Here is a 13,604-nt window from a genome sequence, read left to right as displayed (position 1 = left end):
CTCGTCGATCTAGCTGCGCGATCGCCCTATGTCCCCAACACCCGACCCTGCCGCCGTCATCGCCATCGAGAACGTGTCGCGGGTGTTTGGCAGCGGCGAGGCGGCGGTGCGGGCCTGCGATCGCATCAATATCACCATTCACCCCGGCGAATACTGCGCCATTATGGGCCAGTCGGGCTCGGGCAAATCGACCCTGATGAATATCCTTGGCTGTCTCGATCGGCCCACGCGCGGGCGCTACCTGCTCGACGGCACCGATGTCTCAACGGTCGATAAAACCCGGCTGACCCGCATTCGCAACCGCAAAATTGGCTTTATCTTTCAGCGCTACGAGCTGCTGCCCAACCTGACGGCCCTAGAGAACGTAATTTTGCCGATGATGTACGCAGGGCTGGGGCGATCGGTGCGGCAGCGCCGGGCGGCGGCGGCCCTCACCCACATGGGCCTGGCCAACCGTATGGATAAACGCCCCTCCCAGCTCTCGGGCGGGCAGCAGCAGCGGGTCGCCATTGCCCGCGCCATCGTCAACCAGCCGGTGCTCTTGCTGGCCGACGAGCCCACCGGGGCGCTCGACTCCCAGTCGGCCGCAGAGGTGCTGGGCATTTTTGAGGCGCTGCACCAGCGGGGCATTACCATCGTCATGGTGACCCACTCCCACGAGGTGGCCCGCCACAGTCGGCGCATTATTATGATGAGCGATGGCCGGGTTACCGATGCCCATCTCAGCCCCGCCGAGCTGGGGCATCTCGCTCCGCTGTAGCCGCTGCCGCTACCTGCCGTTTGTCTGGACGATGCCCCGTGCCGCCCGAACCCCACCCCGACACTTCCACCCGCGCCAACGCTTCCACCGATGCCGACCCCCTGCAACCCAACTCCTCGGGTCAGGAGGGGCCAACAACAAAACCCCTCGGCCCTGGCCTGTTCGATGACGATCTGCTCGACGATGGCGATCCGTCAAGATCTCGCCCTGGGCTGAAGTGGATAGTGGCCTCAGGACTAGTTATTCTGCTTGGCGCGGGCGGCTGGCTGGGCTATCGCACCTGGCAGCGCCGCAGCGTAGACCCCGTGGTGGTAACCACCGGCACCCCCAGCCGCGACACCCTCGAAAACCGCGTCGATGCCTCCGGCATTATGAGCCTGGGCAACCAGCAAATTCTTAAAGCGCCGGGGGATGTCACCGTGGAGGCGGTGCTGGTGGAAGAGCGCCAGCGGGTAGAGCCGGGAGCAGTGCTGCTGCGGCTGCGCGATCGCAACCTTGAGCAAGAGCTAGACGACGCCCAGATTCAGACCGAAATTCTGCGGCTCCAGCGCCAGCGCAACGCCGAGGTGCTGCAAGATCGCCAGCGCACCGTGCAGCGGGCCGAAGAGCGGCTGAGGGAATCGCGATCGCTAGTCGATCAGGGGTTTATCTCGGAGGATGAGTACAACGGCGATCGCGACGAGCTAGAGGCAGCCCAGTCGGAACTGCGGGGGGCCGAGGTTGACCTCCAGCGCGCCGAGCTAGAAATCCGCCAAAACCAGGCCAGCCTAGCCAACATTCGCGCCCGCATCGCCGACAACGCCATCGTCGCCCCCTTCGACGCCGTGGTGCTCAACATCGACGTGCAGCCCGGCGACGGCGTGCAGAGCGAAGGCACCCTGCTCACCATCGGCGACCCCACCCAGGAGGTGGTGCTGTTTGACCTCATGACCCTCGACGCCAACAAAGTTTCCGTCAACATGCCCGTGCGGGTCAGCGTCATTGGCCCCAACCCCGAAAACTACACGGGCCGCGTGATCAGCATTGCCCCCCAGGCCATTACTGACACCGAGGGTGGCGGCGGCGGCTCCCAGGCCATGGTGCAAGCCGTCGCCCAGCTCGATCGCCCCAGCGGCGTCCTCATCCCCGGCGGCTCCGTCAGCGTCGAAGTCATTCTGGTGCAGCGAGAAAATGCCCTGGCCCTGCCCAGCAACGCGATTCAGCAGGAGGGCGGCGAAACCTTTGTCTGGGTCGTCGATGCCGAAGGCCGCGCCCAAAAGCGCCCCGTCACCACCGGCCTCGACACCCTAGAGGCCGTCGAAATTGTCTCTGGCCTAGACGACACCGACACCGTCATTCTTACCCCCCCACCCGACCAGCCCCTCGAAGCCGGCCTAACCGTAGAAGCAACCCCCGCCACCCCCGGAGGCCGCAACCGCCCCACCCCCTAAGTCACCCATTCCCCTAGGGCAGACCCATCGGTCTGCCCCTACGCACCCACGCACCCACGCTCCTCCCCATGCCCCTCTCCCCCCTCGACCTCAGCCTCACCACCCTGCGGGATCTAACCGGCAACTGGGTGCGATCGGGCCTCACCGCCCTGGGCATTTTCATGGGAGTCGCCGCCGTCAACGCCACTCTCAACATCGACACGATTGCCAACCGGGTGCTGCAAGAGCAGCTAGCGGCGAGGGATAACCCCAACATCACCCCCTTTGTCTACGGGCGCGGGCGGCCCCCGGTGGAATTTGATGAGGCGGCGATCGCCGAAATTCAGCAGGCTGTCCCCGGCATTCTCAGCATCAGCCGCGTCACCCCGCTGTGGGGGTCAGAGGTGCAGTACCAGGGCACCATCACCGACAGCCTCAACGCCTTCAGCGTGTCAGAAAATTACCAGCGCACCACCGGTCGCCAGGTGCTCGACGGTCGCTTCTTTGACCCCGAAGACTTCGACTCATTTCGGCCCGTAGCCGTGATCGACACGGTGCTGGCCCAGCAGTTATTTCAGGCAGCCCCACCCCTGGGCGAGGGCATCTTCATCAACGGCACCCGCTTCACCGTCGTCGGCCTGATCGAGAACAAAGACCTCTACGGTAGCGAAGAGGGCGAACCCACCGGCACCCTCTGGGTGCCAGAACCCTACGGCAGCCTGCTCCAGGGGCGCTTTCGCTCGGGGCGGCAAATTCAAATCGCCCTGCAAAGCCTCAACGACTTTGAAACCACCCGCGACGGGGTTGAAGCCCAGCTCCAGCAAATGTTTCCCGACTACGAAATGTTCATCGGTGGCAATGTCGAAGACCTCTACGAAGAGGAACAGCGGCAGCGGGCCTCCATTCGCGTGCTCAAGGCCGTGGGGCTGCTGGCCCTGGTGATTGGCGGCGTCGGCATCGCCAACATCACCATCGCTGCGATCATGGAGCGCACCCGCGAGATTGGCCTGCGCCGCGCCATTGGGGCCACCGATTTAGAGATCATGGCCCAGTTCATCGCCGAAGCCGCCCTGCTCAGCCTGATCGGCGGCACCACGGCAGTGGCCACCGTCCACGGGCTGACGAAGGTGGCGACCACCACCGTGTTTGAAGCCCCCTACGAGTTCAACTGGCGCGACGCGGCTCTGTCGATGGGGGCGGCTTTTGGGGTGGGTGTCGGCGCTAGTTTCTTGCCCGCCCTGCGGGTAACGCAGATCGACGTGGTGCAGGCACTGCGAGGGGAGTAGGTAAAGTTGGCGGGGACAGCGCCTCCTCTATGGGGAAATCGATGGTAAACCCGCTACAAACTGCTGATGTTCGGCAGTTTGGATGCCCGCTTGTAGCCCAGCCAGAACCTCAGCCATGTTGCACTGCAACAGCGCCGTCGCTGCCAACCACAGTCCCGGAAATGTGGCACTGCAAATCATGCCATCAGCATCCGTCGGTAGTGACTGATAATCGCCGTCTATCAGGTAAAACCAGTCCAGTCGGTTTTCGTAGACTTGCCAAACCAGGTATTCGGGCACCCCATTGCGACGGTAAGCCTGTTTCTTGTCGCCTAAATCAATGGCAGCGCTGCTGGCGGCAATCTCAATCACCAGTTCGGGAGTACCTTCGAGATAGCCATCGGGGCTGAGGCGGGCCTGGCCGCCAGCGGCTTCATCGATCAGCAGCACAATGTCGGGCTGAGGCTCATTGTCGAGGTCAAGGCGGACTGTGGGTTCAATACCCGATCGAGTACCAGGAGTTAGGGCTGCGTAGGTACCTATCCAGGTGTTTAGGCGACTATGGGGTTCGGCATGCTGTTGAAACCTGAGGGGCGAAGCCACGTAGACGACTCCTTCGATGAGTTCAGCTTTTTTAACGGTAGAGTTTTTGTAGCGTCGCTCGAACTCGGGGCGGGTGAGGCGATCGCCGCTTTCCAGCGGAGCTGTTGTGACACCAGTGGTTGTGGCTGAACCAGCGTGATAGGTTGTCATAGCAGTGGGGCGAGTTGTTGGTTCTATCCTACTGGGTAGGTCGAGCCGTGGTGAGGGAGGCAGCGAAAATGATGGCAACTTCGACGATGCTCATCAGTCAGCGACTGGGCCTAGTTTGGGCAGGTGTAGCCCTGGGTGTTGGGTTTGGCGCGATCGCCCCTGCCGCCCTGGCCGACACGATCCCCCTAGTCAATCCTGTACCCGAGGCTGAGTCATCGGGTGCAGAATCAGCTCCTGCGGCAGTAGAAGACACCGAGGAACCTGCCGAGGTCGTTTCCCTGACCCTAACCGATTTACTCAACCTCACCCTGGAGGGCAACCGCGAGCTGCGCAACCAGGCCCTGGGGCGCATCGTGCAGCGGCAGCAGCTCGCCGCCGCCGAGCAGACCTTTAACCCCCGTCTGACCCCTACCCTACGGGTGGATGCCTCCCGCAGTCGCTCGGGCAACGGCGGTTTTGTAGAATCCACCCCTGGCTCGGTGCTGCTGGGGGGCAGTGACACTGACCTCGATCAGCAAGTGCGCCTCGACACCGCCGTCACCACCCGCCTGGGCACCAGTTTTGAGCTAGGGCTAACCCCCTTTGAAGGCGGGCAATCCCTACAGTTTAGAGTTAGCCAGCCCCTGCTGCGGGGCTTTGGCACCGCCGTCAACGAAGCCCCGCTGAACCAGGCCCGCCTGGGCGAAACCCGCAACCAGCTAGCCCTGCGCAGCACCGTCATCGACACCCTGACCACCGCCATTCTCAGCTACAACGATCTGATCAATGCCCAGGCCCAGGTCGAGATTCAGGCCCAGGCTCTGGAGCGGCGACGGCAGCAGCTCGACATTTTGCAGGCCCTGGTAGAGGCGGGACGGCGGGCACCCATTGACCTGTACGACCCAGAGCGATCGCTAGCCGATGCCCAGCGCAGCCTAGTCGATGCCCAAAACCAGCTCGACCAGGCCAACAGCGCCCTGCTCAACCTAATTGGCACCGATCGCAACCTGCGCTTTGTGGCCTCAGTAGAAACCATTGACGAGCTGTTTGATGCCGCCGCCGCCCAGCTCACCACCTACCAGCCCGAAGCCCTGGTGACCTTGGCCCTGGCCCAGAGCAACGACTACCAGCAGGCCCAGCTCCAGCGGCAGCAGCAGGAACTCGACCTATTGGTGGCCCAAGACAATCTGCGCTGGCAGCTCGATGCTGTGGCCGACGGCACCCTGGGCGATGGCTCCCGCAGCGCCGTCGGCCTAGTGGCCACCCGCACCTTTGGCGACCCCGCCCCCGAAACCGCTCGCCTGACCAGCGATATTGCCCTGCAACAGCAAGACAACACCCTGGCCCAGCTGCAAGACCAAATTCGCAACGATGTCGTCGCCGGGCTCAGCGAGGCCCAGGCCAGCCGACTCCAGGTCGAAGCTGCTGAGCGAGCCACCCTCAACGCCCGCCGCCAGCTCGAAGCCGCCCAGGAGCAGTTTCGCCTGGGGCGGGGCAACATTACGCTGTTTCAGCTGATCGATCAGGAAGAAACCCTGGTGACGGCTGAGACTAGGGAGCTAGCGGCCCGCATCGCCTTCCTCAACAGCGTGGCCCAGCTGGAGCAGACCGTGGGCATTACGCTCGATCGCTGGGCGGCGGAGCTAGAGATTGGCCCAGAGTTACAGGAGTAAATGATTTGAACATTGGAATGTTTTCTGGATGTCCTAAATCAAGTGACGATGGCTATATATTCTTGTTGGCCGCTTAATCTCTTCCCCCCAAACCCTTCCTAAGGTAGACGGCCCAGCGCCTGACATCCGTGAACATGCTTAGATATTGAGTTCTCCGATCGCCATGCTAGACGTTATTAGTTCCACGGTTAGGCCCCTGCTGCTGGATGATCAGGTGTTGGAAGTAGCCTACCGACTTTACATGACGGCTCCTCGCGGTGGCTCACCCGCCATTAGCCTCAAGCGTCTATCAGATATGACCGGCAAATCTCCCCTCAAATGTCGCAACGCCATTGTGGAAGCTAACGGGCTGGGCCGCTTTCCCGATTGCGAGCTGCACCCCTAGCCGTTCTATTCCGGGCTACACTTTGGGAGAGTTAAGGGAAGACCGCATTTAGCCTGGGCTTTGCCCCGTTCTCTTGCTGTGGTTTTTCTTGCCCCCGTAATGCTGCCGCCCCTGTGATGTTGTTAAAGCGCCTGGAACCCTTGCTGAGCCGCAAGCGGGTAGCCATTGTCGAGGCGTGCGTCATCGGGCTGGTGTCGGGGCTGGCGGCGGTGCTGCTCAAGCAGGGAGTCGAACTGCTGACCCTGTGGCGCACCACTACCACCTTTCCCCTATGGCTGGCGCTGCCCATAGTGGGTTTGGTGGGAGGCTGGCTGTCGGGCTGGTCGGTAGAGCGTCTCGCTCCCGAGGCGGCGGGCAGCGGCATTCCCCAGGTCAAAGCCGCGCTGGGCTTCGCCAAAATTCCTCTAAACCTGCGGGTGGCGCTAGTAAAGCTGGGCAGCACCCTGCTCGCCCTGGGGTCAGGCCTTTCCCTAGGGCGGCAGGGGCCAACCGTACAGATTGGGGCCGGACTGGCGGCGCAGCTGAGCCGCTGGGTGCCAACCTCCCCCGAGTACCGACGGCAGCTAATTTCTGCTGGAGCGGCGGCGGGTCTAGCGGCGGGCTTTAATGCCCCCATTGCCGGGGTGCTGTTCGTCGTCGAAGAGCTGCTGCAAGATTTTTCTGACCTCACCCTGGGCAGCGCCATTTTGGCGTCGTTTATTGGGGCCGTGGTGTCGCGGCTGCTGGGGGGCCAGGGGCTCAATTTAATTATGGATGACCGACCCATTGGCCTGTCGGTGCACGACCTGCCTTTTTTGATTATTTTGGGGCTGCTGGCCGGGCTGCTGGGGGCGCTGTTTCGGAAGGGAATTTTTGGCAGTCTGGCATTCTTTCGGCAGTTCAAGCAGCTGGGGCTGCCGGAGCGCATTGGCCTAGCGGGGCTGATTACTGGCCTGGTGGGGGTGTTTGTGCCGATCGCGGCGATCGACAACACCGGGCTGCAAGAGTTTTTGGTGACGGGTTCAGCGGGGTGGCAGCTAATTGCGATCGCCTTCGTCGCCAAATTCTTGCTCACCCTGCTGGCCTACGGCTCCGGGGCACCGGGGGGAATTTTTGCCCCCTCGCTGGTGCTGGGGGCGGCGTTGGGGTGCCTGGTGAGCTTCTTTGCCCAGGGCGTCTACACCGGCTTTGGGGCCTGGCCCATGCCAACTGATCTAGCCAGCACCACCACCTACGCCCTCACCGGCATGGGGGCTTTTTTTAGCGCGGTGACGGGGGTGCCGATGACCGCCATCGTGATCGTGTTTGAGATGACCGCCAACTTTAACCTGGTGCTGCCCCTGATGATTGGCTCAGGCGTCGCCTACCTGATTGCCGATCGCACCAACAACGGCTCGATTTACAACCGCCTGCTCGCCCTCCAAGGCATTCACCTGGAGCCGGTGCCCCAGGCCAACAACCCCTGGGGCCACCTCAAGGCGGCTGATTTAATGCAGCGTCGGGTCGAAACCCTCTCCAGTCAGATGAGCCTGCCTGAGGTGGCGCAGGCCTTTTCGCGATCGCACCATCGCGGCTTTCCGGTGCTCGAGGACGGTCGCCTAGTGGGCATCGTCACCCAGAGCGACCTGAGCGACTCTACCGGCCAGAATCTGGATGACTACCTCACCCTGGCCGATATTATGACGACCGAGCCGGTCACCGTGGCCCCCGACGCCACCCTGCCCCGGGTGCTGCACCTGCTCAACCGGCTTAAACTCAGCCGCTTGCCCGTCACCGAAGGCAAAAAGCTGGTGGGCATCATCACCCGCGCCGACATCATTCGCGCCGAGTGCGACCAGGTCAGCGGCGATCAGCTCAAACTCGGCCCCCAGGCCGAGCCCTCCTACGTGGTGCTTCAGCAGCGGGCCCCCGCCACCGGCCAGGGACGACTGCTGCTGCCCCTGGCCGACCCCCGCACCGCGCCCGATTTGATTAAAATTGCGGCGGCGATCGCCCACGGCCTGCACTACGAACTGGAATGCGTCCACGTGGTGCCGGTCTCCCGCAGCGTTGCCCCCGCCGAGGCCAAAGTCGATTTGCAAAAGGTCGAGCCCCTGCGCCAGCTCGCCCTCTCCTATGCTGCTAACAGCGGGCTGTCGGTGCATTTTCAGGTGCGGGCCGCCCACGAAATTGGCCGCACCCTGCTCGAAGTGATCAAAGAGCGCCACATCGATCTGGTGCTGATGGGCTGGCACCACCCCAGCCTCACCCCCGGCCGCGTGATCAGCGGCGTGGTCGATACCCTGATTCGCCAGGCCCCCTGCCAGGTGGTGGTGGTGCGCCCCGGACGCAATCTCACCTTCGATCGCTGGCTAATACCCACCGCAGGTGGCCCCAACGCCCAAAGCGCCCAGGCCCTGCTGCCCGGATTGCTCACATTGGGTCACTCCCCCGAAATTCAGCTCTGCACCATCTGCCACCCCGAAAAGGGCGAGTGCCTCACCCCCCAGCACATCTCCGAAATGGCCGATGGGTTAGAAGCCTCCCTCAAACGCCCGGTCTATACCCAGGTGCTGACCCATCCCTCGGTTTCTGATGCGATCGTGGATATGGCCAATCTGTGCCACAGCGACGCCATTTTGCTTGGGGCTTCGCGAGAAAACTTGCTCAGCCAGGTGATTAAGGGCAACGTACCGCTAGAAATTGCCCAACAGACCGACATCACTGTAATCCTGCTGCGCCAGGTAGACGAAATAGCCCCAACCTCGTTGTGAGACAAAAAAAGTCGCCCTAAAGGCGACTTTTAGTAAAAAGCTGCTGATCAGCAGCTAGCGCAAAACTAACCACTCAAAGAACTAGCTGAGGCATGAACTCAGAAAACTAAGCGTTTTCTTCAGCAGTTTCGTCCTTTTTACGTCGTAACGCCGCTACACCTATCCCGATCAGACCGGGGAGCAGTGCAGGGGTAGGTACCTCTTCAATATCAAATGAGTAACTTGCACCCTGACTGTTAGCCAAAGTAAACAAATCATCTTGAAGAGGATCAAACGCTCCAAGAGCTGGCAGGCCTGTATCCTGAAATCGTCCATCGACAGTGGCCAACCAATCATTACCAGGATTTCTTACTAGTCTAAATGTAGACAACTCAAATCCAATGGAACCTACAGTAATAAAGCTTGGAAGTGTTGATCCAGTATACTCCCAGACATTCCCAGCTGTTTGGGTTAGCGTAATGTCTTGCAGTGTAGCCAACTGGTTTAAGAGAGATGCAAATCGGCCACTGCTAGATGTTGTTACACTCGCCGTACCAATTTCCGTACCGTATATGTTGCCTGGATCTTCTCGGAAGTCAAGCAAGCCGGAAGTAGTGTTGAACTTAGCTCTTCCAGATAAGGCCAGCGTATTTTCACCTGTCAAGGTGAAAGCTTGAACGGGAGAAGTCAATAGAACTATACCGGCCAGAGAAGTAAGCGTTATGGCTGTGCGAGAACAAAGTAATTTGGTGTTCATAAAACCATTCACCTATTTGAAAGGATTTTGACAAGAATCGATATCCGTTGCTGTCAAGCCTTTGAAACAGACTAAAGCAGTCAACCCAGAGATGCAGCCTGTGATAGCGTTCTGACAAAACAGAAATCCTGATTCGACAAGCTCACAGGTTTACGCAAGTTAGGTGAAAAGTAGAAGCTGCTGTTTAACCACCAGGGCATCACTAAACCTTAGTGATGTCTACAGTGAATGTACTTAGATGCTATGTCCTAATTCTAAAGACTTAACTGCTCCTCGAGGAGATCCTGGCTTAAGCTTTGCTATAGTTTTATATTTTATGAAATGAACTACATATACTAGGGGCATTTTGTAAAATAAGGCATTAACTTTTCTGCACTTATTTTTTAAGTTATCAGTTAGATATCTCTTCTTATATAGAGGCAATAGCACTCTAAAAATTAGGCATCGAAAAAAGAAAAAAGCGGCCTATATAGACCGCTCTTAAGAGTGCATTAAATTACACGGGCAAAGCTAACTAGAAACTAGAGCTTTTGCCAACAGCTTCAGCAATTGGGTGGTCTTGACCTTTAGCCGAAAACTCACGGTGCTAGCGCTGTTTCAGGCTTCAAGTTACTTAAGCCACCCAGGTTTGCCGGTGCTATGCGTTTTCTTCAACCGCTTCGTTCTGTTTACGCCGCAGGGCCGCGACCCCTAGACCAATCAGACCAGGAAGCAGTGCGGGGGTTGGCACTTCTCTAAAAGCGTGGTTATCGCTTTCAAAGGCAGCACTGGTAGATGTCAACTTAATACTGTCAAAGTAGTTGAGAGCGCTCGATGAAGTAAAGTTAACGTAGCGTGCGCCGCCCACTTGCTGATCGCCGTTAGCTCCACCGATCACATCATTACCATCGAAAATACCGACGCTGACCCCTTCCTTGAAGAACTCAATGAAGTTATAGGCATCTACAGAGGCCCAGTAGAGGCCAAAGTAGTTGGATAAGCCTGGTAGCGTAATGGTCACAGGCCCGGGTTCAGCAGTGCCACCTAGGGTCAGGTAGGTATTGTTGGCGTTGTCATAGTCAGGTAGTTGAGTAGGTGGTGCCGCAAACTGACCACTTACACCGCCTTGGACAAAACTACCACTACCGCTGTAGGTTACGCCGTTCTCGGTGTAAGACGAAGGGCCAAGAGGGGCACCACTAAAATCGATAGTGGTAGTTCCTGTTACGCTGGTGGACGTTCCGCCTGAAGTATATAGGCTGATAGCTTCAGCAGAAGAAGTGCCTGCCATTGCCACAACAGCTACCGTGCCTGCGCCCAAAAGCGCTTGCAAAGAAATTGTTCTCATCATGATTAGTTACTACGAAAGGTGAAAGAAATAAAACTGATTCAGCGTAAGCACAAGAGAAATAGAAACCTATATCTCAGTGGGTATGGGTAGCGCACTATCGGTAGATGAGGAAACAAAAATCTAGAAAAAAACCTGGCCAGCCCTAATTCTTATGTAGGCTTGCTCATGCCTGTGCTGCACTCTTTACTAAGTGTAGTTGTTTACACTTAGTCTGTCTAGACATTTGAGCACCATTCACCAATTTTTTAAGTAACATTAGACAAATATAATGAATCATCTGGGGTTCTCAGGCTACCGATACTAAACAGGTAGCAGTGCCATTTTGCTAGCCGCTTCTTTAGCAATCAGCCCAATTAAAGGAATCTTAGAAATCCAGAGTTTTTCTAAAGTTTGCTCAAGCTGAGCTGATTTTACTGTGCCTAGATGTGACACCAGCACTAGACCACTAGTCTCGGCAGAAAGTAGGGCAGCATCGGCATATTCTGAGAAGGGGGGTGAATCATAGATCACCAGGTCAAAGTAAGACTCGGTTTTGGCAACAAACTGCTTCATCTTTGTCGATGACAACAATCGGGCTGGGTCAACAGCGGTACTACCGGTGGTTAGCACAAAGAGATTTGGTTCGGTAGGCGATCGCTTGATGACGTTTTTAAGGTCAAGCTCACCTGCCAAAATGTTGGCAAAGCCCTGCTGATTAGGCAGCTCTAAAAAATTGTGCAAATGGGGAAATCGAAAGTCGGCGTCGATCAGCAGCACCCGGTTGCCTAACTCAGCCGCAGCCCAGGCCAGGTAAGCTGCTGTGGTGGAATCGGCCAGTTGGTTGTCGGCAGAGCTAATCACTAGCGATCGCAGCGGGCGGTCAGCATCTAAGCGTTGCAGATTTGCTACCAGCGATCGAAACGCCTCACGGTAGATATAGAGATCTTCCGTGGGCATCATCCTATGTTTGGAGCCCTTGCCGTTGCTTTCGTAGTTGGTTGTAGCTCGAGATTCAGCAACGCTTTGATAAAGCGATATCAAATACTGCTCATCGTAGCCTTGCTCAACAGCACCATTGTTCGGAATAACCCCCAAGATTGGTACTGGCGTTACTCGCTTCAGGTCTCTTGGAGTGTATAAAACATCCTTTTGAGAATCTAAGGCCAGGGCCAACCCGGTGCCCAGCAGTAGTCCAAGTAGCGCCCCCAATACCAAACTATTTTGTAAATTAGCAATATCCGTAGACAGTGTAGCTGGAGTAATCAGCTCCCAGGGCAGTTCTCGTTGAGCTGCCTCAATCTGAAGGGTGTCACGACGCTCTAACAGTTGCCCCAGGTTATTATTAGCTAGGGTAAGTTCCCGTTCTAAGTCAGTAAACTGTCGTGTGACCTCAGCTAGTTGACCCACATCTACATTGAGGTCAGCTAGGGTGTCAGATAAGGCCGCTTCTCGAGCAGCTAGCACATCAATTTGGCCCATGAGCTCTCGCTGGGTGTTAGCTCCTTCTCGGGACATTAGCGCAAGTAGGTTTCGCCGCTGCTCTTGCAGCACCTGCATGTCGGGGCTGTTATTTAGAAATAGCGTCGAAGCTTGGGCAATCTGACTGTCTAGTGCTAGCAGCTCCTGTACCAGAGACTGGTATCGGCTATTGGCACTGAGTACCGACGATACTGAGGCATCTTGAGGCTGCTGCGTCAGCTGCTGCTGCAATTCTTCATAGCGAGTCAGGTTTTCTTCCAGTTCAATCAGCACAGCCCGGTACTGATTTTCAAAGGCAGCAACTTGCTCAGATATTTTATTACCCTCGTCAGCCGGGGTAATCAGGCTAGAGTTTTGGCGCAGGTCTTGTAAATCAGACTGAAGCTCATCTACCCGCTGTCGGGCATCAGGTATTTTATCGTCTAAAAAGCTTAGCCCTTGCTGCAGATCTCGCTGCCGCGAGGCTAATCCATAGTCGAGAAAAGTGCGGGCAATTAGCGTAGCTACGTACTCCACATCCTGGGCCGAGTCACCATAATAACTAGCCTGAAAAATTCTAGAATCTTTAGTGAGCTGAATGCTGAGACGACTTTTAACCCGGGCGTAGCAGGCATTCTGTAGCTCTTCGTTAGATCGCCCCGTGAGCGACGCCTGGGTTTCTGGAACACAGCCTTCTAACCCCTTGGCCCGCAAATCGTTGATAACCGGTTGCAGTACCCCAGGGCTGGCTAAAATTCTGGTTTGGTCGGCTAAGCTTAAGTCACTTGACCGCTGGTTAATAGGTACATCTGAGAGGGTAGAAATAACTTCAGTTTCAGCACTCAACGGCTGAATCAAAACTTCAAAAGCAGCCGAATAACTTGGAGGGCTTAAATACGCTCGAACCCCTGCGGCTGCAGTAACCGTCGCCGCTATCCCAGCAATTAGAAGTGCTCTGCGTCTGAGCGTAGACAGCAAACTACTAAAGTCTAGCCCCCCCTCTTGACTGGATCCTGCGGCTACTGGAGCAGCCACAGCGGGAGGTAATGAAGGTAGGGTTTGAGCTTTCATCCCTGATTCCTAAATAAAAGGTAGTAAAATCTACGGAGCAATATCTACAGGTTGAGACTGTATTGAGCAAGCCC

Annotated in this window: 10 protein-coding genes; 6 read left to right on the top strand and 4 right to left on the bottom strand. The window is 57.4% G+C overall.

Features of this window, described 5'->3' with window-relative positions:
* Positions 1–28 precede the first annotated feature (28 nt).
* The 3 genes from VB780_RS08675 to VB780_RS08665 all read left to right on the top strand — a co-directional run bounded on the left by VB780_RS08675 (position 29) and on the right by VB780_RS08665 (position 3,455).
* Positions 29–760 (top strand): ABC transporter ATP-binding protein, encoded by a 732-nt coding sequence (locus VB780_RS08675; RefSeq protein ID WP_323350739.1) that lies wholly within the window; start codon positions 29–31, stop codon positions 758–760.
* A gap of 38 nt (positions 761–798) precedes the next feature.
* Positions 799–2,190 carry an efflux RND transporter periplasmic adaptor subunit gene (locus tag VB780_RS08670; protein ID WP_323350738.1) on the top strand — a complete coding sequence of 464 codons (1,392 nt, stop codon included), beginning with the start codon at positions 799–801 and terminating at the stop codon, positions 2,188–2,190.
* 68 nt (positions 2,191–2,258) lie between these two features.
* Positions 2,259–3,455 carry an ABC transporter permease gene (locus tag VB780_RS08665; protein WP_323350737.1) on the top strand — a complete coding sequence of 399 codons (1,197 nt, stop codon included), beginning with the start codon at positions 2,259–2,261 and terminating at the stop codon, positions 3,453–3,455.
* A gap of 27 nt (positions 3,456–3,482) precedes the next feature.
* On the opposite strand, the gene VB780_RS08660 is transcribed toward VB780_RS08665, so the two are convergent.
* Positions 3,483–4,187: a Uma2 family endonuclease gene (locus VB780_RS08660; protein ID WP_323350736.1), complete on the bottom strand. Its 705-nt coding sequence runs from the start codon at positions 4,185–4,187 to the stop codon at positions 3,483–3,485.
* 68 nt (positions 4,188–4,255) lie between these two features.
* Here VB780_RS08660 and VB780_RS08655 point away from each other — a divergent pair, with 68 nt between their 5' ends.
* The 3 genes from VB780_RS08655 (at position 4,256) to VB780_RS08645 (ending at position 8,956) form a co-directional block, all read left to right on the top strand.
* On the top strand, positions 4,256–5,839 hold the full coding sequence (locus VB780_RS08655; protein WP_323350735.1) for a TolC family protein: 1,584 nt from the start codon (positions 4,256–4,258) through the stop codon (positions 5,837–5,839).
* Positions 5,840–6,002: 163 nt separating this feature from the next.
* Entirely contained in the window at positions 6,003–6,224 is a 222-nt protein-coding gene (locus VB780_RS08650) for a hypothetical protein (protein ID WP_323350734.1), read from the top strand.
* Positions 6,225–6,340: 116 nt separating this feature from the next.
* Positions 6,341–8,956 (top strand): chloride channel protein, encoded by a 2,616-nt coding sequence (locus VB780_RS08645; RefSeq protein WP_323350733.1) that lies wholly within the window; start codon positions 6,341–6,343, stop codon positions 8,954–8,956.
* A 106-nt stretch (positions 8,957–9,062) separates the two neighbouring features.
* Here VB780_RS08645 and VB780_RS08640 read toward each other — a convergent pair whose 3' ends face one another.
* The 3 genes from VB780_RS08640 to VB780_RS08630 all read right to left on the bottom strand — a co-directional run bounded on the left by VB780_RS08640 (position 9,063) and on the right by VB780_RS08630 (position 13,530).
* Complete coding sequence (locus VB780_RS08640; RefSeq protein WP_323350732.1) at positions 9,063–9,692, bottom strand: PTPA-CTERM sorting domain-containing protein; 630 nt, start codon at positions 9,690–9,692, stop codon at positions 9,063–9,065.
* 637 nt (positions 9,693–10,329) lie between these two features.
* The gene (locus VB780_RS08635) at positions 10,330–11,022 is read right to left on the bottom strand and encodes a PTPA-CTERM sorting domain-containing protein (protein ID WP_323350731.1); all 693 of its coding nucleotides are present in this window, start codon (positions 11,020–11,022) and stop codon (positions 10,330–10,332) included.
* A gap of 300 nt (positions 11,023–11,322) precedes the next feature.
* A complete protein-coding gene (locus VB780_RS08630; protein WP_323350730.1) occupies positions 11,323–13,530 on the bottom strand; it encodes a polysaccharide biosynthesis tyrosine autokinase in 2,208 nt (735 codons plus the stop codon).
* Positions 13,531–13,604: the final 74 nt, after the last annotated feature.

Origin of the sequence: Leptolyngbya sp. CCNP1308, assembly GCF_034932455.1 — a bacterium.
Taxonomy (GTDB): Bacteria; Cyanobacteriota; Cyanobacteriia; order Phormidesmidales; family Phormidesmidaceae; genus Nodosilinea.
This window is presented reverse-complemented; position numbering and strand designations above follow the sequence as displayed.